Source organism: Methylomonas sp. LWB, assembly GCF_001856095.1.
GTDB classification, from domain to species: Bacteria; Pseudomonadota; Gammaproteobacteria; order Methylococcales; family Methylomonadaceae; genus Methylomonas; species Methylomonas koyamae_A.
On the sequence record NZ_MKMC01000009.1, the window covers coordinates 32,670 to 53,998 of the forward strand.

General features: G+C 59.8%; 17 protein-coding genes. 4 read left to right on the forward strand and 13 right to left on the reverse strand.

Going from position 1 to position 21,329, the window contains the following annotated elements; genetic code table 11:
* The first annotated feature begins 129 nt into the window (after positions 1-129).
* The 4 genes from BJL95_RS04675 to BJL95_RS04690 all read left to right on the forward strand — a co-directional run bounded on the left by BJL95_RS04675 (position 130) and on the right by BJL95_RS04690 (position 5,056).
* On the forward strand, positions 130-2,496 hold the full coding sequence (locus BJL95_RS04675; protein ID WP_071155871.1) for a phosphoketolase: 2,367 nt from the start codon (positions 130-132) through the stop codon (positions 2,494-2,496).
* 275 nt (positions 2,497-2,771) lie between these two features.
* A complete protein-coding gene (locus BJL95_RS04680; RefSeq protein ID WP_139306130.1) occupies positions 2,772-3,608 on the forward strand; it encodes a hypothetical protein in 837 nt (278 codons plus the stop codon).
* 68 nt (positions 3,609-3,676) lie between these two features.
* Positions 3,677-4,207, forward strand: a complete 531-nt coding sequence (locus BJL95_RS23630) for a transposase (RefSeq protein WP_083385660.1) — start codon at positions 3,677-3,679, stop codon at positions 4,205-4,207.
* A 309-nt stretch (positions 4,208-4,516) separates the two neighbouring features.
* Complete coding sequence (locus BJL95_RS04690) at positions 4,517-5,056, forward strand: DUF1697 domain-containing protein (RefSeq protein WP_071155979.1); 540 nt, start codon at positions 4,517-4,519, stop codon at positions 5,054-5,056.
* A 250-nt stretch (positions 5,057-5,306) separates the two neighbouring features.
* Here BJL95_RS04690 and BJL95_RS04695 read toward each other — a convergent pair whose 3' ends face one another.
* From BJL95_RS04695 to BJL95_RS04755, 13 genes are all read right to left on the reverse strand, one after another.
* Positions 5,307-6,344 (reverse strand): coproporphyrinogen III oxidase, encoded by a 1,038-nt coding sequence (locus BJL95_RS04695; protein WP_071155877.1) that lies wholly within the window; start codon positions 6,342-6,344, stop codon positions 5,307-5,309.
* Between the two features lie 74 nt (positions 6,345-6,418).
* Positions 6,419-8,281: a nucleoside-diphosphate sugar epimerase/dehydratase gene (locus BJL95_RS04700; RefSeq protein WP_071155879.1), complete on the reverse strand. Its 1,863-nt coding sequence runs from the start codon at positions 8,279-8,281 to the stop codon at positions 6,419-6,421.
* Positions 8,278-9,303, reverse strand: coding sequence for a glycosyltransferase family 4 protein (locus BJL95_RS04705; protein ID WP_368086597.1), 1,026 nt, complete (start codon positions 9,301-9,303; stop codon positions 8,278-8,280). The genes BJL95_RS04700 and BJL95_RS04705 overlap by 4 nt, the downstream gene beginning before the upstream one ends.
* 5 nt (positions 9,304-9,308) lie before the next feature.
* The gene (locus BJL95_RS04710; protein ID WP_071155883.1) at positions 9,309-10,274 is read right to left on the reverse strand and encodes an NAD-dependent epimerase/dehydratase family protein; all 966 of its coding nucleotides are present in this window, start codon (positions 10,272-10,274) and stop codon (positions 9,309-9,311) included.
* A gap of 31 nt (positions 10,275-10,305) precedes the next feature.
* Positions 10,306-11,448 (reverse strand): glycosyltransferase family 4 protein, encoded by a 1,143-nt coding sequence (locus tag BJL95_RS04715; RefSeq protein ID WP_071155885.1) that lies wholly within the window; start codon positions 11,446-11,448, stop codon positions 10,306-10,308.
* Positions 11,449-11,463: 15 nt separating this feature from the next.
* Positions 11,464-13,401 (reverse strand): asparagine synthase (glutamine-hydrolyzing), encoded by a 1,938-nt coding sequence (gene asnB / locus BJL95_RS04720; RefSeq protein ID WP_071155887.1) that lies wholly within the window; start codon positions 13,399-13,401, stop codon positions 11,464-11,466.
* Positions 13,402-13,437: 36 nt separating this feature from the next.
* Complete coding sequence (locus tag BJL95_RS04725) at positions 13,438-14,538, reverse strand: glycosyltransferase family 1 protein (protein WP_071155889.1); 1,101 nt, start codon at positions 14,536-14,538, stop codon at positions 13,438-13,440.
* 15 nt (positions 14,539-14,553) lie between these two features.
* Entirely contained in the window at positions 14,554-15,588 is a 1,035-nt protein-coding gene (locus tag BJL95_RS04730; protein ID WP_071155891.1) for a glycosyltransferase family 4 protein, read from the reverse strand.
* Positions 15,588-16,679: a glycosyltransferase family 4 protein gene (locus tag BJL95_RS04735; protein ID WP_071155893.1), complete on the reverse strand. Its 1,092-nt coding sequence runs from the start codon at positions 16,677-16,679 to the stop codon at positions 15,588-15,590. The genes BJL95_RS04730 and BJL95_RS04735 overlap by 1 nt, the downstream gene beginning before the upstream one ends.
* Before the next feature lie 84 nt (positions 16,680-16,763).
* Positions 16,764-17,978: a hypothetical protein gene (locus BJL95_RS04740; RefSeq protein WP_071155895.1), complete on the reverse strand. Its 1,215-nt coding sequence runs from the start codon at positions 17,976-17,978 to the stop codon at positions 16,764-16,766.
* Positions 17,979-18,042: 64 nt separating this feature from the next.
* On the reverse strand, positions 18,043-19,122 hold the full coding sequence (locus BJL95_RS04745; protein ID WP_139306131.1) for a polysaccharide pyruvyl transferase family protein: 1,080 nt from the start codon (positions 19,120-19,122) through the stop codon (positions 18,043-18,045).
* A gap of 2 nt (positions 19,123-19,124) precedes the next feature.
* Complete coding sequence (locus BJL95_RS04750; RefSeq protein WP_071155899.1) at positions 19,125-20,000, reverse strand: nitroreductase family protein; 876 nt, start codon at positions 19,998-20,000, stop codon at positions 19,125-19,127.
* A gap of 59 nt (positions 20,001-20,059) precedes the next feature.
* The gene (locus BJL95_RS04755; RefSeq protein WP_139306132.1) at positions 20,060-21,262 is read right to left on the reverse strand and encodes a glycosyltransferase family 4 protein; all 1,203 of its coding nucleotides are present in this window, start codon (positions 21,260-21,262) and stop codon (positions 20,060-20,062) included.
* Positions 21,263-21,329 lie beyond the last annotated feature (67 nt).

Sequence of the window (21,329 nt, forward strand, 5' to 3'; positions counted from 1 at the left end):
TGCTTGGGCCGCCACTTTCGGCGTTGTCGGCTATGCTTGTGGCGTGGCGTCCAGCTTGATCGCTCCGTCGATCGGCATGGTTGTCGTTATCCGAATCGCCATCGTTTCAGCCGAACCTACGGAGTAGTCATGAGTACCGAAATCAACCTGTCCGACACCGAACTGCGCCAGATCGACGCCTACTGGCGCGCGTGCAATTACTTGGCCGCCGGGATGATTTACCTGCGCGACAATCCCTTGCTGCGCGAGCCGTTAAAACCCGAGCACATCAAGCGCCGCCTGCTTGGCCATTGGGGTTCCAGTCCCGGTTTGAGTTTTGCCTACGTGCATCTGAACCGCTTGATTAACAAGTACGACCAAAGCGTGCTGTTCATCGCCGGCCCCGGCCACGGCGCGCCGGGCGTGTTGGCGCCGGTTTACTTGGAAGGCACCTATAGTGAGATTTATCCGAACAAGGGCGAAGACGAAGAAGGCATGCGCCAGTTTTTCAAGGAATTCTCGTTTCCGGGCGGTATCGGCAGCCATTGCACGCCGGAAACGCCGGGTTCCATCCACGAAGGCGGCGAGCTGGGTTACAGCATTTCCCACGCCTTCGGCGCGGCTTACGACAATCCGGATCTGCTAGTCGCGGCCGTGGTCGGCGACGGCGAGGCCGAGACCGCCGCGTTGGCGACCTCCTGGCATTCCAACAAATTCCTGAATCCGGCCCGCGACGGCGCCGTGCTACCCATCCTGCATCTGAATGGCTACAAGATCAACAACCCGACCTTGCTGTCGCGCATCTCGCATCAAGAGCTGGAAGACCTGTTCAAAGGCTACGGCTGGACCCCGTATTTCGTCGAAGGCGACGATCCGCTGACAATGCATCGGAAAATGGCCGAGACCCTGGAAACCTGCTTGCTGGAAATTCGCAAGATACAACAGGCCGCCCGCGCCGGCGGTGACATGGTAAGGCCGCGCTGGCCGATGATCGTGTTGCGCTCGCCCAAAGGTTGGACCGGCCCCAAGTTTGTCGACAATCGCAAGGTCGAAGGCTTCTGGCGCGCTCACCAAGTGCCGATGGCCGAAGTCAGGGAAAAGCCGGCGCATTTGGCGCAATTGGACGAGTGGCTGAGGAGCTACCGGCCGGAAGAATTGTTCGACGCCAACGGCAGTTTAATTCCGGAATTGAAAGCACTGGCGCCGAAGGGGCCGCGACGGATGAGCGCGACGCCGCACGCCAATGGCGGCGTATTGCGCCGAGCATTGCGGATGCCGGATTTTCGCGACTACGCGGCGGCCTTGCCCGGCCCCGGCAAATCGGTCGCCGAGAACACCCGGCCGCTCGGCCTGTTCCTGCGCGACATTATGGCGGAGAACATGCGCAACTTCCGGGTATTCGGCCCGGATGAAAATTCGTCCAACAAACTGGATGCGATCTACGGTGCCAGCAAAAAAACCTGGCTGGCCGATTATTTGCCGGAAGACGCCGACGGCGGCGAACTGGCGACCGACGGCCGGGTCATGGAAATGCTGTCCGAGCACACGCTGGAAGGCTGGCTGGAGGGCTATCTGCTGACCGGGCGCCACGGTTTTTTCTCGACTTACGAAGCCTTCGTTCACGTCATCGATTCGATGTTCAACCAGCACGCCAAATGGCTGGCGATGATGAAGGCCGTGTCTTGGCGGGCGCCGGTGTCGTCGTTGAATCTGCTGATTACCTCGACGGTCTGGCGCCAGGACCATAACGGTTTCACCCACCAAGACCCCGGTTTCTTGGACGTGGTCGTCAACAAAAGCCCGGAAATCACCCGAATCTACCTGCCGCCCGACGTCAACTGCCTGTTGTCGGTCGCCAACCATTGCTTGCAAAGCACCAATTACATCAACGTCATCGTCTGCGACAAGCAAAAACACTTGCAATACCTGGACATGGACGCCGCGATCAAGCATTGCACCAAGGGTATCGGCATTTGGGAATGGGCCAGCAACGACAACGGCAGCGAGCCGGATGCGGTGTTGGCCAGCGCCGGCGACATTCCGACCAAGGAAGCCTTGGCGGCGGTGGTCCTGCTACGCGAGCATTTCCCGGACTTGAAAATCCGCTTCGTCAACGTCGTCGATCTGTACAAGCTGACCCCGGCCGCCGAGCATCCGCACGGGCTGAGCGACAAAGACTTCGACAGCCTGTTTACCGTCGACAAGCCGGTCATTTTCAATTTCCACGGCTACCCGTGGCTGATTCACCGTCTGACCTACCGCCGCACCAACCACAAAAATCTGCACGTGCGCGGCTACAAGGAAAAAGGCAGCATCAACACCCCGCTGGAATTGGCGATCCAAAACGAAATCGACCGTTTCAGTCTGGCCATCGACGTGATCGACAGGATACCCGCGCTCCGAGTCGCCGGCGCCCACGTCAAGGAAAAACTCCGCGACCGCCAAATCGAATGCCGCAACTACGCCTACGAAAACGGCGTGGATCTACCGGAAGCCGACAACTGGCTGTGGCCTTGATCGTTTGCTAAACCCGTCGGCCCCAGCATTCCGGCGCGAGCCGGAATGCTGGGGCATCGCCGCGGGCGCGGCGGAAGCCTAAGCGTTGTGGCCCAGCGCTTGGCTTGATTCAATGTCGGCGCCTTAATTGCCATTGCAGGTCGTAAAATGATTTACGGAAGGAGACACTCAATGTTTAACAACGGGTTGTCGCGCGGGAGAATCGTGGTTTGGTGGTATACGGAAACTATTTAATTGCTTGTTAGGCGCACTAAAGCAGAGATAACGAGGAAAGTATGGAGTCCAAAAGAATCAGAAAACTAAAATCCAAACTCATTTCATCTTTGCCGACCTTTCCTAATAACAGAGATACGAAATCGATCCTTGAAGCAAAGCATCTAACAGATTTGCTTACAATTTATTTGGGATGGAAGCTACGTCACATCACCCCGCGCCATAGAACAGTAATAGTGCAAGATACTTTATATGATCCTCATAATAGCCTTAACAGCGCCGAGTTCTCGATTCTTAAAGAAAAAATTGAAAATGGAGAAGATTTAATCCAATATCTTTCATTGAAGGCCCAAAAACAAGGCTATACACCAGCCTCTAGTCAGCTTAGTTCAGACAAATGGTCTGATAAAGATTTCTTGCTTAACGTGATGGGCTTTCATCATTTACATTTTAAGCCTCTACCGGAACGGACAGATAACGTAGTTTTTGCGAGAGTTACAAGAAACAACTTTGAAGTTGTTGGTGTGTTTAATCATGATGTGTTTGATGTGCCTGAACAAATGGGAGAGCCATTAAATTCTGAAAGACAAAAGCTATGGGAGATTTTTGACAGCTTCTCAATGCAAGGAACCGCACCAAATAGTATATTCGTGCCATCACCGATTTCCCTTTCTGCACATACATTTCAAGTAGTGACGTTAGCAATAGAGTACGTGCGAGTTATCAAAGAACTTGATCCGAAATTAGATGATGGTGAATACATTAAATTACTTTATTCTAAAACAGATGCCACCCTCCCCAGCAAGCCAAAGCTAGAGTGGGTTATAAGAGGCACTGATATTGGTATTTGTGATAAAGAATCGAATGTGTATATGACTCTTCGATATGGAATTAACTAACGCGATAATATGCGCTAAATAGGATGTGCCGACGCAAGGAGGCGCATCGTTCGAGTATCAAACACACCATGACCGAATGTCGTCGTTTTTACATACCGAAAGCCATGTGGTTTTTTACCGTTAATCTTGCCGAACGCAAAAATAATCATTTATTGACTGACAAGATTGATGAATTACGCGATGCCTTTCGATATGTAAAACAACGCAAACCTCTTCATGTTGATGCCATCGTCATCATGCCGGATCATTTGCATTGTATTTGGACATTGCCGCCCGACGACGGTAATTTCTCTGTCAGATGGAATATATTGAAAGGGCGATTTTCCAGGACAATCGACCACGGTGAAAGAATCTCAAAAAGCCGTCAAAAACGACGAGAGCGTGGAATCTGGCAACGCCGATTTTGGGCTCATTTAATCGAAGATCAAGACGATTACAACCGTCATGTCGATTATATCCATTGGAATCCGGTAAAGCATGGGTGGGTAAATAAAGTTTGTGATTGGCCTTATTCGAGTTTCCATCATTATGTTGAGCAAGGTATTTATACGAAAAACTGGGGAAATAATGAAAAAGCAGATATTAACGGCATTGAGTAACTCTACCGATGCGCCTCCTTGCGTCGGCACATCCTATCGGCGCACCTTATCGAGTTGCCGGGCAAATCCCGCTCAAACCCTTCGGTGCTCGGCGCGGCATCAGGGGAGAAAACCTGTCGTGGTCGCAACGTTGCTCAATCAATACGCGCAGCCGGGCGAGTCTCGTAGGACCGTAGGTCCGATTAGCGGTAGCGTAATCGGACGTATGTGATTGCGTTCCTCCGATTACGCTACGCTAATCGGAGCTGTGGCGCGCGCCTTTTATGTCGAATGTTCGGTCGCTTAGAGATTTACTCTGGTACTGCCAATATGAATACTTACGTCGCCTTTTTTCGTGGCATTAATGTCGGTGGCAACCGTTCGCTACCGATGAAGGAACTTGTTGCCGCCTTGGAACAGATCGGGGCTCGGAAGGTTCGGACATATATTCAAAGCGGCAACGCGGTATTTGAGAGTACTGAAAAAAACCTGGCTCATCTTTCCAAGCAACTTTCCGCCGAGATCAATATGCGCCGTGGTTTCGAGCCGCATATTCACATTCTTACTCTCGAAGCACTCTCCAAAGCCATCGCGGAGAATCCATTTCCCGAGGCGGTGATCGCCCCGAGTAGCTTACACCTCGGTTTTCTCTCCGCATCGCCAAAAAATCCAAACCTGGAGAAGCTTGCCGCCCTAAGAACGAGTAGCGAACGTTTTCTGTTAACCGAGCACGTGTTTTACCTTCACGCGCCGGATGGGGTTGGTCGGTCAAGGCTCGCTGCTAACTCAGAGAAACTTTTGGGTATCTCAATGACGGATCGCAACTGGAAAACGGTTTGTAAAGTCATGGAAATGGCGAGTTCGGGATAGCAGCTTCCTAAGCTCGCAATGCGCCGGAGCCGCGTAAAAAGCCGCGCAGTTCATGGTTCGTTACCATGTTGGTTAAAGCCCGGCGGCCGGGTTTTCGTAGAGCCGAAGGCTAGGGGAACGGTAAGGGCGTTGTCGTGACAGGAATTACCAAGCCCCCGCGAAAGCCGGCGTTCTAAAACCCTTCAATTTCGTTGTGATTCGGCTCATTCCCGACAGGCTTGACTTCTTTGGCAAGTTTGAGCCATTTTCGTCAACGATGATTGCTGACCGTCGGCGGAATGGAGTTGCCGCTAGCTTGCAAGTCTATGGCTTCCGGGTGTGCGGTATAGTGTTGCCTGAGGCAAGCCGCGAACGCTTGCTTGGTCGCGTCTTCGATCGGGCAGGGGTCGGTTTCCGGCAGACAGGCCAGCAGGCCGCGCAGCAATTCGTCTTGCGGCGGCGGCATTCCGGCGAGCCACGAGGCCAGCAAGCCGCGATGAATTTGGGCGGGCAACGAAGCCAGAATGCCGATGTCGTTCTGATCGTGTACCAGCAAGCCGGAAGTGGTGCCGCGATCCAAGGTCAATACTTGGAAAAGATACAAAGTGTGGTATTCGAGCTGGCGTTGGCGGTGTTCCTGGCTGGGTTGGGTACGGGTCGCCAGCGCCGCCGCCAATATCGCGCAATAGGTATCGATCGCGGCCGTGCCGACGGCCTGGGCCAGCTCCAGATCGGCGTCGAAATCGCCGCTATTATGGTTTTCCAAATAAAAGTGGCTGACGCCGCGATGGCGCCGTAACGCCGGGATATAGAAGTAGCGGTCGCCTTGTCGCGCGGCTTCGTCGTAGAGCGCCGGCGCGGCTTGTTTCAGGCAGTCGGTAAACCGGGTCGTGTCCGATTCGATCGGGTTCGACGGATTCAGGTCGGCCATCATCCGCCAGTAACCGTTGCCGTCCTTCGTTTCGGTCCAACTGATGTGAATGTGTACCGACGGCTCCAGCGGGTTGTTCGGATGGATGATCGTGGAAAGCGCCGACGCGGAAGCCAGCTTCTTGGCGGGGTCGTCGTCGTACTGAACTTGCGAGGTGTTGACCGAGGCGCGGTTGAATGCGGTCAGGTCGGTGGCCATGTAGCGGGCGCCGCCGCCGTGCCGGCCTTGGTCGCGCAGCCATTCGATCGGCTCGAATGGCTGGCCGTCGCCGAATTGGACCGCGATTGGGTTTAGTTGGCTCACGAAACGCCGCCTAAGCTCGCGGAGCATCGCGTAAGCGCGCTCGGCGCGCGGGGATTTTGCGTGAATCGCTGGCATATTCTGATTTCCGAGATTTAACGAGTTGGTTGAGGTCGGTTAGGCAACGGTCGCCGCGATGCGCCGATCGGGTGCTACCGGGGCGGATCGATGGTCTCGACTCGGTTTTGGGTTTGTTGTTGAAATTCAGGGACCAATTGTTTCAAACAAGATAGCAGCTCGCCGGCTTCGCGGCACAGGCAGCCGGCCTGCATGCGCTCGATGCTGGCCAGCCATTCGCCGCTGTCGTAGACCCTGGCCTTGGCCAATCGCAGTTTCGGCAGGCCGGTGGCTTGCAAGGTTTCCTGCTCATGGAACAGTTCTTCGTACAATTTCTCGCCGGGACGCAAGCCAACGTATTCGATCGCGATGTCGCGATCCGGGATTTTGCCGCTGAGCCGGATCATTTGTTCGGCCAGATAACGGATCTTGACCGGCTCGCCCATGTCCAGCACAAAGATTTCGCCGCCCTGGCCGGCGGTTTCGGCCTGCATGATCAACTGGCAGGCTTCCGGTATCGTCATGAAGTAGCGGGTGATGTCGGGGTGGGTGACCGTGACCGGGCCGCCGGCCTTGATTTGCTCGCGAAACAGCGGCACGACGCTGCCGGCCGAATCCAGCACGTTGCCGAAGCGCACCGTCGTGAAGCGGGTCGAGCCCGGCCGGTCCAGGTTCTGGCACAGGATTTCGGCGGCGCGCTTGGTCGCGCCCATCACGTTGCTGGGATTGACCGCCTTGTCGGTCGAAATCAACACAAAGCGCGCCACGCCGCCGGCGATGGCGGCTTCGGCGAGGATTTTGGTGCCGATCAGGTTGTTGTGCACGGCTTCGCGGACCTGATATTCCAACAAGGGCACGTGCTTGTAGGCGGCGGCGTGGAACACGATTTCCGGACGCTCGGTTTCGATCAGGCGTTGCACGGTTAAGACGTCGGCCACGTCGCCGAGCACCGCGACGCGCGGCAATTGCGGAAACAGCCGGGCCAGGTCGGCGTCGATCTTGTACAAATTGAATTCGCATTGGTCCAAGACGATCAGCCGCCGCGGCTTTACCTTCGCGAGTTGCTTGCACAGTTCCGAACCGATAGAACCGCCGCCGCCGGTGACCAACACCGTCTTATCCCGCAGATGGGCCTGAATGCCGGGCCAGTCCAATTTGACCGGCGCCCGACCCAGAATATCTTCGATCGAGACGCTGCGCAGATTGGCCTTGGTGACCGCGCCGCTCAACAACTCCTTGACCGACGGCAGGGTTTGGAAATCGGCGCCGCAGCCTTCGCAGATTTCGACGATACGGCGCATCTGCGCGGCGTTGGCCGACGGCACCGCGATCAACACGGTTTCGATGTCCCATTGCTTGACCAATTCCGGAATTTGCTCGGCGTTGCCGGCCACCCGGATGCCGCGAATCTCTCGGCGAAATTTGCCCGGATGGTCGTCGACGAAAATGACCGGAACGTAGCCGCTGTCGTGATTCGCAAGCAGGTCGCGCGCCAGCATTTCGCCGGCCGATCCGGCGCCGACGATCAACGCCCGCCGGCCGACCCGCTCGACGAAGGCCCGCTCCTTCCAAAACCGGTACACCAAACGCGGCACGCTGAGCAGCGAGAATAGAATGATCACGTATAGGGGTACCACCGAGCGCGGCACGCCTTGCAGACGGTTGTAAAGAAACAGGCCGCAGGCGATCCAAAACACCCCGCTTAACACCGCCTTGCCGATCCGGATCAGATCGGGCAGCGACGAATAACGCCAGACGCCCCGGTACAAGCCGAACAGCCAGAATTGCCCGACCTGGACGCCGATGACGCCGGGCAGAAACAGAAACGCCGAATACAGGTATTCGTCCGGAATCGCGTGTAGATTAAAGCGCAGCCAATAAGCGCCGAACCAGGCCAGCGGCACCATCGCCAGATCGTGCAGAAAGATCGTCGTGCGCGAGCGGAAATGCCAGGTCACGGCTGAAACTCGGGGTGGCCGGCTTGATAATGCCGGGCGAGCAGGATCAGCGGCGTGTAGGCCAGCGCGATCGCCGCCAGCGCGTAAGCGGGGCGGGAGAACACCCAAAATGCAATCGGCAACAGCCAAAGCAGATTGATCGCCCAGCAGGCCAGCAAGACGTTGGCGTGGCCGTGGCGCTTGGCGGCGTGTTGATAGGTGTGCGAGCAATGCGCCGCGTACCAGCGTTGGCCGCCGAGCGCGCGGCGCGCCAACGTGTAGCTGGCATCGACGATGAACAGACCGTAAAGAATGACGCCGCAATACAGCAGAGCCGGGGCTTCGCGCGTGGCCAGCACGATCAGCAAACCCAGCGCCAAACCGATGAAGCCGCTGCCGACGTCGCCCATGAAGATTTTCGCCTTCGGCCGGTTCCAGATCAGAAAACCCGCGCTGGCGGCGGCTAAGGTCAGCGCCGTTGCTGCTAGGCCGGGGTGGATGTAATGTAGCAAGCCGGCCAGCGCCGCCGACACGAACAGGGCTTCCGAGGCGGCGATGCCGTCGGTGCCGTCCATGAAATTGAACAGATTCAACGACCAGACCAAGCCCAACAACGCTAAGGCATAGCCCAGGCTGCCCACTTGCCAAATCAGCCCGCCCAATAATCCGTCCAGCGGCGCCGGCATCAGCACGGCCGGTAAACCGTTCAGTAGCCAGACGGCCGTGCCGGCCGACAGCAGATGAACGGCCAGTCTTAAACGGGCGCTGACTTCGGCATGGTCGTCGAGAAAGCCGATCGCGGCGACCGGTAGCGCGGCGGCCAAGGCTAGCGTGGCGTCGGCAGGTAAACGGCCGTCGAGGTATAGCCAAGCCGAGGCGGCCGCGAAACTGATGACCATCGCCAAACCGCCGCCGCGCGGGGTTGGCGTGGTGTGGGAGCTGCGTTGATTGGGGATGTCCAGCACGCGGTTGCGCAAGGCGTAAAGACGGATTAGTCCGGTCAGGCCGGCCGACAGGCAAACGACGAGGAAGAAAAGCAGCACGCGGATCAGGTCAAATAGCGAATCAGGTCGGGCAGGGCGTCCCGAAGATTGCGGGTGGTAGTAAAGCCCAGTTCCCGGCGGATTTTAGCAGACGAATACCAGGCCGAATCGGTTAATTTCCGCAAGGTGTCGCTATCCAACGGCATGCGCTGCCCGCACAGCCGGTTCAGGCCGTCGCCGAACCGAGCGGCGGCGCGCAGAGCTTGGAATGGTACGCGCCAGTGCGCCGGCGGTTTGCCCAGCGCGGTGCGAATCCAGTCGTAAATTTGCCGGGTGGAATAGGGCGTATCGTCGGTGACGATATAGATTTGGCCGGCGGCGGCCGGGTGTTCCGCCACCAGGATCGCCGCTTCGACCAGATCGGCGACGTGCACCATCGAGCGCCGGTTGCCGGTTTCCGGCAGTGGCGGAAACCGGCCTTGGTGGATGGCGCGTATCATCTGCGGCAAATTGCCCTTGTTGGTGTTGCCGTACACCATGCACGGCCGGATTACGACCGGATGCGGCACGTAGCCGCCGTGCAATACCAACTGCTCGGCGGCGTATTTGGAGCGGCCGTAAGGCGTGTCGGCCGGCGCGGACGCGGTTTCGTCCCACGGCGCTTGCTCGGCATCGCCGACGGCCTTGACGCTGCTGAAATACACGAAGCGCCGCACGCCCGCCGCTTTGGCGGCTTCCAGCAATTTGCGGGTGCCTGCGGTGTTGACCGCGAAATACTCGGCCTCGTCCTGGCGATTTTCGGCCAGCGCATGGGCCTTGCCGGCCAGATGGAACACGGTATCGATACCGTCCAGCAACTCGGGCGGACAAGCCGCTTCGCCGGCCATGTCCCAGGCGAAGTCGATGCCGGCCGTCGTGGCGCGGCCGGCGGTTTTCGGCGCATGGCCGCGCACGCATAAGGCGTCGCGTAGGGCCGAGCCGATAAAGCCGTTGGCGCCGGTGATTAAAATCGAGCGGATCGCGTCGTTCATCAAGTGGACAGGGATGCGGCCGGAGTTGGGTTTAGTCGGGGGCGGCGTCGAGCAAGAGCCGATACACCGCGAGTGTTTGCGCCAGCACGATGGCGTCGGAGAATTCCTGTTCGACCTTGCGCCGGCCGGCTAGTCCCATGGCTTGGCGCAACGCTGGGTTGGTCAGCAGTTTTTCCAGTGCGGCGGCCAGGGCCGGTACGTCCTTGACCGGCACCAAATAGCCGTTTTCGCCGTCGGCGACGATTTCGTCGCAGCCCGGCGTGTCGGTCGTGACGATGGCGCGGCCGCTGGCGGCGGCCTCGATCAGGCTCTTGGGAATACCTTCGCCGTAAAACGACGGCAACACCGCGATGTGCGCGTCGCGCCAGAAGTGGGCGACGTCGTCGACGTGGCCAACGCAGCGGACGTCGCCTTGTCGGTTCCAAGCCGTCAACTGGGCTTGGCTGATCGGCGCGAGGTTTTCGTGATCGGGGCTGCCGACCAGCAACGCGTCAAACTCCAGGCCCTTGCGTTTCAAAAGGCCGACGGCGGCGACATACTCGCCGATGCCCTTGTCCCACAGCAAGCGGGAAACCAGGGCTATCGTTACCCGGCCGGGCGGTTCCGGGACGGCGCGAAATTCGTCGGTATCGACGCCCGAACCCTTGATCAGGTGCAGGGCCGACTCGGGAACCCGCAACTGGTCGCGCAACAGCGCGTAATCCGCGCGGTTCTGGACGATGGTTTGGCTGTTGGGGCGCCGGAACAACAGGCTGAACAGCGGCTGGACCACTTTCCGCAGCCATTTGGCGCGTTGGTGTGACGACGAAAAAATTGTACCGAGGCCGGCCAACAGGTTGACCGTTTTCAGTTCCGGCATCAGCAATGAGACGATGCCGCCGTAAAGTACCGGCTTCAGCGCGACTTGGTGGACCAGATCGGGTTTTAGGTGGCGATAGGCCCGCCACACTTGCATCAAGGTGTTTAATTCGATCCACGGATTGGTGCCGCCGCGATCGACTGGCAGGTCGATCAGTTCGAAGCCGGCCGCGCGGATCGCGTCGCCATGGCGAGTGACGCGGGTCATGACGCTGACGTCGAAGCCGGCGGCTCGAGCCGCCTTGGCCAACGCCATCCGGTGCGAGCAGAAATACCAGTCCTCGGTGACGAAATAGAGCAGTTTCGGGTTTGCCATGACCGAATTATCCGCCTAGCCCGTCTGCTTTTCCAGCCATGCCTGAAACATTAATACGTTCCACAGCGGGTATTGACAATTTAACCGGCCACCTCGGTGGGCTTGCCAGGCCTCGACTATCGGTCGCGGTTTTAGAAAACCCTGCTCGCGCAAGCGGCGTTCGTTCAATAGGTCGTCGGCCCAGTCGCGCAACGGTTCGCGCAACCATTGGTCCAACGGAATCGAAAAGCCGGTCTTCGGCCGCTCCAGCAACGCCGGCGGCACGTGGCGGTAAAGCACTTGTTTGACGATATGCTTGCCTTGGCCGCCGCGGATTTTCATCGCCAACGGCAAGCGCCAGGCAAATTCGACCAATCGGTGATCCAGAAACGGCACGCGGGTTTCCAGGCTGACGTTCATCGCCGCTCTATCCACCTTGACCAGAATGTCGTCCGCCAGATAGCCGACGGTGTCGGACAGCATCATGCGTTCGACGAAACCGAAACGAGCGTCGGGCGATGGCGTTGCCGGCTCGCGGCCGTCGACGACCAACTCGGCCGGTTCCCGCCAGTGCGAAATCAAATGCCGATACAGCGCATCCGGCGAGCGGGCATGCAGCACGCCGGCCAGTTTGTGCAATTTGTCGCCGGGGTTGGCGTAGCGCCAGGCGTTCGGCAATAACGGCGCGGCCAACCGGGCCAGCCGGTTCCACTGTTCGGCGCCGAAGCCGGTTAACAGATTCGCCGCGAGGGTGCGCGCGACGGGCGGCAACGGCGCCAATTTGCGCCATAAACCGGCACCGAGGAAATAGCGGTTATAGCCGCCGAACAATTCGTCGCCGCCGTCGCCGGACAGGCTGACCGTCACTTGCTCGCGCGCCAATTGGCTGACTAGCCAGGTTGGAATTTGCGAGGCGTCGGCGAAGGGTTCGTCGTAAATCGTCGGCAGATTCGGGATTACCGCGCGGGCCTGAGCCGCCGAGACGTAGAGTTCGGTATGCTCGCTGCCCAAATGGCGGGCCACCGCGTGGGCGTATTCGGCTTCGTTGTAGCCGGCTTCGTTGAAGCCGATCGTGAAGGTTTTTACCGGCCTGGCCGATTGCGCTTGCATCAGCGCGACGATCAACGACGAATCGATGCCGCCCGACAAAAACGCGCCGAGCGGCACGTCGGCCAGCATCTGACCGGCGATCGATTGGTTCAGCAAGTGCTCCAATTCGGCGGCCGCCTCGGCTTCGTTGCCGGGATAGGGGGAGTCGATCCCGGCCGCCGCCGCGTTTGCCGCCGACCAATACGCGACCGGTTGCGGGTCGTCGCGCCCGGCGAAACGGACGTAACAGCCAGCCGGCAATTTGCCGATACCCCGGTAAATCGAAAGCGGGGCCGGCACGTAGCTCAGACGTAGAAACAGGGTCAGCGCTTCGCGGTCGATCTCGCCGCGAAAATCCGGATGCGCTCTGAGCGCTTTCAACTCCGAGCCGAACAGCAGCGTGCCGTTTTGCCGGCCGTAATACAGCGGCTTTTCGCCCAGCCGGTCGCGGGCCAGCGTCAACACGCGTTCGCGCCGGTCCCACAACGCGAACGCGAACATGCCGACACAGGCGGCCAGGGTTTGTTCCAGGCCCCAGGCGGCAATGGCCGCCAGCAGGGTTTCGGTATCGGAGTGACCGCGCCAGACCGGCGCGCGGTTTTCGCGTTCCAACTGTTGGCGTAGCGCCAGGTGGTTGTAGATTTCGCCGTTGAAGGCGATGACGTAGCGGGTGCAAGCCGACGGCATCGGCTGGTGGCCGGCCGGACTCAAATCCTGGATCGCCAAGCGCCGATGCGCCAAACCCAAGCCGGCCTCTGCATCCAGCCACAATCCGCTGTCATCCGGGCCGCGATGGTTCAGCGTGGCGTTCATGATAGCGAGGCTGTCGCCAAGACGCGTGGAATCGCCGCCGTTGGGCTTAAAGATGCCGGCAAAACCACACATGGTTTCAGTGTCCTAGAATATTGTATGTAAAGGTGTTCATGCCAGCGCTTCCGGGAAAATCGCTTCAACCGCCCGCCGCCAAGTATAGCGGCGATTGTAGTCGCTCAGCTCCGGCTGGGTCCGGTCGGCCAAATAGGAGGCGATTTGCTCGGCCGCCGCGTCCGTGGCGAGCGAGCAGGGAATTTGGCAGGCGCCGGGCGGGGCGATTTCCGGCAACGAGCCGCCGTCCGACACGACGATTTTGCGGTGGAAGCGGGCGGCTTCCACCACCGGTAGGCCGAAACCTTCGTAGGCCGATAAAAACATCAAGGCGTCGGTGTGGGCATACAGCGCTAGGAGTTCGGCGTCCGAGACGTTGCCCAGCACGCGGATGTCGGCGCGGTCGGCGATATAGGCGTCCAAATCGAAATCGAAGTTTCGCCGCGAACCGGCCAATGCCAATCGGCCCTGGTAACCGTGGCGGTCGCGCAGCAACTTGAAAATATCGACGATGCGGCGCAGATGTTTGTGCGGACGACGGTCGCCGACGTAAAGCAGATACGGCGGGTTCAGCGGTGGCGGTTCGATGTCTCCGCCGGCGTCGGTCAGCACCGGTCCTTCGTAAGCCACTCGGACCTTGTCCGCCCAGCGTTCGCCGACTTGTTCGAGAATATCTCGGCGAGTCGTGGCCGACACCGCGTAACAGGCTTGCGCCCCGGCGACGTGGTGGCGCAGCATTTGTCGGAAATACAGTTTCTTGGCGAAGCCGAGCGACTGCACATAGCCGTCCACCAGCAGCGGAATCAAGTCGTGGACGACGAAGGCGCTCGGTATCTTGATCCCCAGCGGCATGTCGAAATGCGGATAGAAATAGCGGTCGGCGCCTTGCCGGTTGACCCAGCGCGCCACCGCGAGGTGTTGACGGAACGAAATCGGCGGAGCATCGACGGCGTGCAAGCGGCAAGCGCCGCGTTCCAGATAGGGTTGCAGGGCCCGGTAATGCATGCCGTTGGGATCGCAGCCCCGGTCGATCAGCACGTCGATGGTCAGGTCGGCGCGGCGAGGACTGTCCAACAAGGCGAACAGCAACGAGGCGGTGTAGCGGCCCAGGCCTGTGTATTGCAGCGCGATCGGGCGGGCGTCGTAGATCAGTTTCACGGTGGTCTGCTTGGGTTAACGGTGATTGACGGCCGGCGCTAGACGTTCGGCGATTTTTGTCAGCCAGCTATCGATGTCGTCCGGATCGGCTACCAACGCCGCCGGGTCGGCGATGGCTTCGGGCAGGCCGCCGCGCGCCGAAGCCACGACGGGAATACCTAGGACTTGCGCTTCCAGCACCACGCGGCCGAATGCTTCGTGCCAGCGCGACGGGACGATGACCAGTTTGGCGTGGGCGTAAACCCGACCCGGCGATTGCCACGGCATCGATATCAGATTGCCGTCGCGTCGCTCGGTCAGGTTGCGCCGGTCGAACAAATAAAACTGCTCGCCGGGCAAACGCACGGCGATTTTACGGGCGATATCGCCGCCCTTGAGAATATTGTCGCCGATCAGGACGATGCCTTTGTGCGACACGTCGGTCGCGTGTCGCGCGAAATCGGCTTGTAGCGTCGCGGTATCCAGCTCGGGATATTCAATGTCGATGGGGGCGTCCGGCGCCAAGCGCTGCAATTCCTGGGCGATAAAGTGCGAATTGGCGATCAGCCGCGACTTGGCGATGGCACGGCGCAAATCGCGCAACCACAAGCGCTCCAACGGCCATTCGGCGAGCCGGTACAGCGCGAACATCCATTTTTTCAAGCCTTGCCGGTAGTTCCGGTTCCAGCCCAGCCCGTATTCGTCGCGCACCAGATACACGGTTTGGCCGGTAAAAGCGTTGATTACCGCCGGTGCGTAAAGGCCGTAAGCGTAAAGTGCGTCGAAATCCTTCAAAGAGCTACCGAGTTCGCTTAGCGCGGCGCGGTTGCGCCAGTAGGCGAAAAAGCGGAAGCGCACCGTATCGGCCGGCAGCGAAATCGAGCGAATGTGCCAGGTGTCCGGCAGCGGCATGCGCAGCGACTCGGCGCCGTGGCTGCGCAGATTGGCGACGATGACGGCGGTGATATTGTCGCCGGCGGCTTCGCGGCGTTTCAACAGCGCCAAGGTGCTGTGTTCGGCGCCGCCGATGTTGTAACCGAAGTACTTGGAAAAGATCGCGATACGGGCCATCAAAAATTCCCGCCGGCAAACTGTAAGATCGCTTCGGCGCGCCGATGCCAGGAATAACGTTGTTCGGCGGCGCTCAGCGCGTTGGCGGCACGGCGCGCGGCGGCGGCTGGGTCGCTCAGGAATGCCTCGAAGCCGGCGTCGATACTGGTCGCTTGCTCGGGATCGAAACAAAACCCGACGCTGTCGTCGAAGACTTCGCCTATCGAGCCGATGCGGGCGCCGAGTATCGGGGTGCCGCTGGCCATGTATTCGAACAATTTCAGCGGCGAGGTACACCAGTAAATCGGCGAATGCCGGGTTGTCATATAAAACAGCAGATCGGCGGCGACCTGGTACTCGCGTATCGTGTCCGCCGGGCGGTGCGGCACGAACTGGACGTTGCTTAGGCCACGGTCGCGATAGTAGTCGCGCCAAACCGCGCACTCGCCGTCCTTGCCGCCGACATGCACGACAGTGATCTGTTCGCGGCCGCGCGCCAGATATTCGAACAGTTCGGCGCCGCCTTTGTAGAGGCTGCCGGTATGTACCACCAAGAGTGTATCGGTCGGCAAATTCAGGCGTTGTCTGAGCGCGGCTTTCGGCAATGCACGCAACGGCGCGTAGGCTTCCGGAAAGGCGGCATTGTGGGCCGGCAGCAGGTTGGCGTCGCTAAAGCCGTAGACCTTGCGGTAGTGTTCGGCCAATGCCAGGCAATTTGTGGTCATTTTAAAGCGGCCCGCTCGGTTCAATAGCCGAAACAGGGTTTTGGGCAGCCAGCCGTGCGGTTGATCGTGCGCTTCGTAAACTACTTGGCCGCCGGCGAAAATCACGCAGAACGCGACGACGATGTCGCGGGTGACAAATAGAGCCGAGCGCTCGGCACGAGCACCGCTCAACGCCGCCAGACAGGCTCGGATATAGCGTTGCCATTGCTTGGCCGACCAGGGCAGCGGACGGTGCGCGAACGGCGGATTGCCGCTCAACCCGCCGGGCGAAATCAGCAGAAATTGCCCGGTCAGCCGGTCGTGGTAGGCCTGGGCCATCGACAGGATTTGACGGGCCTGGGCGCCGGACGCGGACAAGCTGGCACGGGTGATGTAAATAACGCGCATGCGGTTCCAATATTTTCAACTAACGATCATGAAGCGGTTTTTTCGGCCGAACAAGCAAAAAACTTGGCGTGGGAACGGCCGGGCTTAAGCCGGACGCCCTTCCGCGGCGGACCAGGCCAGCAGCAATTTCGCGGTCGCCACGTTCAATACGGTATTGACCAGCAAGGCCAGCGCCAGCGCCAGCGGCTGGGTCAACTCCAGCGCGGCCAGCAAGGCCAGCAAGGCCGTGGCCGGCAAATAACTCAGCGGCGACACCCAATAGACTTGGCGTTGGGTGATGGCGTTGCTCAGCGTCGTCCGCCACACCAAGAACGGCGAGCCGGCCAAAATGGCCAAGGCCGCCAGCAAGGTATCGTTCCAGCCCTGTTCCAGCGCCAGCGCCAATGCCGCCAACCCGGTGCTGAGCAGCACCGAAGTCGCCAGCACCCAGCGGGCTCCGCGTCGGTATTGATCGCCCAAATCGCGATCTTGCCGGAATAGGCCGTGACGGACATGCAGGCGTTGTAGCACAAAGTCGGCGATGTTGGTCACCAGGCCGCAGACCTTTTGCAAATAACCGAACAGGCCGGCGCTGCCGAAATCGGCTTGCGCGGCTGGAATCAGTAGCAAATAACGCACGCCTAACTGTTGCAGTAATTTGGAGAAAAACAGCGTCATCGCTTGATAAAGGAAGTCGCGGTCGAGTCGGCGTAACGACAGATTGACGCTCAGCCGATAGTAACGGCAGATTCGCAAGTTGCTCAAACAGCCGCCCAATAATTCCAGCGTGACGATTTGCAGCGCGTCGCCGTACCAAACCAGCGCGGCGGTCAAGCCCAGGCGTAACGCCGTTCCCTGCGCCAATTGCGCGTCCAGCAACTCGGCGTAACGCTCCGGATCGGCGATTTTGGCGGCGTGAATTCGAAATCCGCAACCGGCCACACAGAACAGCAACATAGACCAAAACCCGGCGGATAAGGGTTCCGGATACAAAGTGGCGAACAGACCAGCCGCCCACGCTAGGCTGATCAGACCGGCATAAGTCGCGGCGCGATCGATCAACGCGTCGCTGGCGGCTTTATCGAGCGACAATGCCGCGCGGCGGCGGATCAATTGCTTATCCAGTCCCGACGCCGTCAGCAAGGTTGACAGATTGAACAAGGCCAGCAAACTCATATATTCGCCGATTTCCGCGAACGGCCAGCGCCATTGCATGACCAATAAAAACAGGCCTTGCGAGGCAACGCTGAGCAGGCGCAGCCAGATCGGTTTGACTACCGCGCGGGTTCGGGCGCGATGGGGGTGGGACGGAGCCGGCATCCGGCCCTACCAAATACTGTCGTGGCGGGTTTCGCCGGTGTAGGCGGAACCCGCCAATGCCGGTCTAGTCCGCATTCGCCAGACGCGCCCGCAACTCGGCAAACATTGCGCGGACTTCGTTCAGTTTCTCGGCGCGGTTTTGCCGGTAGGCGCCCCGATAATACGCGCGCCCGGCTTCGACGGTGTCGCCGTCCGCTATATTCAGAGGATATTGCCAAGCTTGCAGCAGCGATTCGTATTTTTCCGACCAGCCGACCGTCAGCAAGGGGACCTGCGCGTATAAGGCCAGGCAGCAGCCGTGGTAGCGTGCCGATACGCAAATCAGCGCTCGCGGCAGCCAGTCCCATACCGCTTCGGGATCGGCCGCGATGCTAACCTCGACGCTACCGGCGAGCGCGGCGCGGATTTCTTCAAGGTAGGCGGCCTTCTCGCCGGTATAAAACGACGCGATGACCACTTTCCGGATTGCGTCTCCGTGAGCGCTCAGCATGCGTTGGGCGGCCGCGACGATGTCGGCGGTTTGCGATTTAAAGTTGGGAATCACCAGCAGCACGTCGCGCGCTGCCGGGTCGTTCGCGGTTTCGAACGTGGCCAGCCGGGGGTGGCACAATACGAAGTCGGAGCACAGGCCGATGGGCTGGGGCAGGCCGAGCGCGGCGGCGGCGGCGTGGGAATGCGCGTCGCGGGCGTACACGATGTCGGCCAAGGCATAGAGTCCTTGGAAAATCGGGCGGTGCGCAGCTTGCTGAATCGACAGCGAATGGGGCAAAAACGCGATCTTGGCGCCGGCGGACTTGGCGAGCCGCAGCAAATGCAACTTATTGTTCATCAGCATCGGCGCATTCGCGTGGTCGTGCAAATAGCCGCTGATGTCCAGCACCGTACCGATGTCGGTCAGCGTTTTAAAGCCGAGCCGGGCGAACGGGCCCGGCGCCAGTCGCGCGCACCATCGGTCCAAGCCACGACGGATCAGCGCGTTCGGCATCAAGAAATAGCCCCGGTACCAGGCGTGCCACTGCGAGCCGCGCGGCATTTCGATGACCGGCGCCGCGCCATCCAGTAAATGATGGGCGACGGTTTCGAACATCAGCCGCGAACCGAAATTTTCGTAGCCGAAGCCGGTCAGCAATACCTGTTTTTTCACGATCAAACCTTGCAAATGCGTCCGCTTTTCGGAGACTTACCGCTGGAAAGCGCGGGGTTTTGGTGGCCGACCAACAGACAGAATACGATCTTCTGGGTGGCGGGTAAATTCAGAACGGCGCGGGATTGGCGATCGGTGTTTGGGCGGATCGGCCAGTTCAAATAGCAAGTGGCCAAGCCCCGGCTTTGCGCGGCCAGCGCGAACAGCAAGGAGGCGAAGCTGCAATCCATGACCGGCACGTGGCGGTCGCGCGGATGGTTCACCGCCGCCAGATCGGCGACGAAGGCCAGCACCGTGCAATGCTCGACGCCGGTGAAATTGGTCAGGCCGATGCTGTTTGCCAGCAGCCAGTCGCGTTTTTCCGGGGTTTCGACGATCAGTACCCGGTACGCTTCGCGGTTGCACGACGTCGGTATATGGCGAGTGTCGTGCAGGATCTCGGCGATGGCGTCGCCGGCGGGGGCAGGCGCGATGAAATGCCGGCAACTGGTGCGTTGGGCGAAGGCGGCGCGCAAGCTGGCGTAGTCGGGTGCATCGAGCGGGATCGCGACGTCGGCCGGCGCTTCGACCGGCAGCGCCGGATTGGCGTGTCGTTGCCGATATTCGGCGAGGACGTGGTCGCCCCAATCGGCGATGGCTGGCGGCAATTGCGAACGGTAGGTTTCGAAGTCGCGTTCGGTTTGGCCGGCATAGGCTTGTCCGAACGGAATCCGGCATTCCGGGTTGCGCAAGCCTTTTTCCAGCCGATGAATGTTACGGCGTAGCAAATATTCCTTGGCCTTGGCGCCGCGCCGCTGGCGGATACCGGCGAACAGCAGGCGGTTGTCGGCCAGAAAGACTCGGAAATATTCGCGAAGAGACTTTAATTTGCTGAACACGGGTGATAGGTCAATGGATTGAGCGGGCTAGCTCCCCGCGTAGCCGGCGGATTCTCCACTTAGCGGGCGGCCTTGTCAATCGGAGCGACGCAAGCGTGGGCGCGGTCGGCGAGTTCCCGATACATCTCGACGACCTTGGCGGCGTAACCGTCCCAACTGAATTGGCGCGCGCGCGCGCGGGCGTTGTCGCCCATCGCGCGGATTTGTTCGGGATGGGTCTTGAACCACAACATCCGCTCGCGCAACGCGTCGCGGTCGCCGGCCGCAATCACGAAGCCGTCGATGCCGTCGCGCACCACCGAGCCGGACGCATCGCTAACGATGGCCGGCAGTCCGCAGGCCATGGCCTCGAACACCGCCTTGGCCGAACCTTCCAGCCAGCTGGGAAAGACAAACACATCGCAATTCGGCAGGTATTCGAAGGTGTTGACGAAACCCGGCGTCAGTACCGGGTTGGTGGCGGCTGCGACATCGATTTCGGGATACAGTCGGCCGCACAAATGCAGGTTGTCGCCGGCAAAGGCCGGATCGCGCCAGGCATCCAGCAGCAGATCGACGCCCTTGCGGCGGTTAATGTTGCCGGCGAAGCAGAAGTCCAGCGCCGCGCCCGGTTTTTTGGGCGGACGCGGCTTAGTCGGGCCGGAAGGCGGGTCCACGCCGAATTCGGCAATGCGGATTTTGTCCGGCGTCACGCCGATGCGTTGCAATTCCTCGGCGACGAACCGCGATGGCGCGGCAATCAAGTCGGCCAGTTCGCACGCGGCTTGTTCGAAATCCAGCATGCTGCGATGGGTCATCAGAAAATCGAGGTCGTATTGCTCGGCGATACGCAGTGAATACGCGGTCGGTGCGACCGGCATGTCCAACAGGACCGGAATACCGGCCGTCTTCAATGCCGTCAGCAATCGCGGGCAGGCGTCCCAGACGTGGGCGATCGGCCGCGGTCCGGCGCTGGCTTCTTGCCAGTGGCGGGCCGCGAACCACTCGAACAATTTGACGTCCGGATAGCGATGATTAAAGCCGGGCGCCAGGTAAATTCGGGCGGCGTTCAACAGTCTGGGGAGATGGCCGAGCCAGCCCATGTCCCGGTAGACAAAGCCCGGCGATTTGAGTTGAGCTTGGCGCGACAAACAATAGCCGCTATCGCCTTGGGCCGACAGCGCGCGGATGATGCGCTCGGTGCGCACGCCGATATTGCCGGGCTTGCCGACGATGGTATTGGCGAAATGGCGGATATTCAACATGGCCGGAGGAGTGGGCAATACCCCCGCCCGGCGAGAGGTGGCCGGGATGAAGGGATCAAAAAACCTAAATTTGCGATTTGATAAC

Coding starts and splice junctions, on each gene's coding strand:
- BJL95_RS04675 (WP_071155871.1), top strand. CDS start 130: ATGAGTACCGAAATCAACCTGTCCGACACCGAACTGCGCCAGATCGAC.
- BJL95_RS04680 (WP_139306130.1), top strand. CDS start 2,772: ATGGAGTCCAAAAGAATCAGAAAACTAAAATCCAAACTCATTTCATCT.
- BJL95_RS23630 (WP_083385660.1), top strand. CDS start 3,677: ATGACCGAATGTCGTCGTTTTTACATACCGAAAGCCATGTGGTTTTTT.
- BJL95_RS04690 (WP_071155979.1), top strand. CDS start 4,517: ATGAATACTTACGTCGCCTTTTTTCGTGGCATTAATGTCGGTGGCAAC.
- BJL95_RS04695 (WP_071155877.1), bottom strand. CDS start 6,344: ATGCCAGCGATTCACGCAAAATCCCCGCGCGCCGAGCGCGCTTACGCG.
- BJL95_RS04710 (WP_071155883.1), bottom strand. CDS start 10,274: ATGAACGACGCGATCCGCTCGATTTTAATCACCGGCGCCAACGGCTTT.
- BJL95_RS04715 (WP_071155885.1), bottom strand. CDS start 11,448: ATGGCAAACCCGAAACTGCTCTATTTCGTCACCGAGGACTGGTATTTC.
- asnB (WP_071155887.1), bottom strand. CDS start 13,401: ATGTGTGGTTTTGCCGGCATCTTTAAGCCCAACGGCGGCGATTCCACG.
- BJL95_RS04730 (WP_071155891.1), bottom strand. CDS start 15,588: ATGGCCCGTATCGCGATCTTTTCCAAGTACTTCGGTTACAACATCGGC.
- BJL95_RS04735 (WP_071155893.1), bottom strand. CDS start 16,679: ATGCGCGTTATTTACATCACCCGTGCCAGCTTGTCCGCGTCCGGCGCC.
- BJL95_RS04740 (WP_071155895.1), bottom strand. CDS start 17,978: ATGCCGGCTCCGTCCCACCCCCATCGCGCCCGAACCCGCGCGGTAGTC.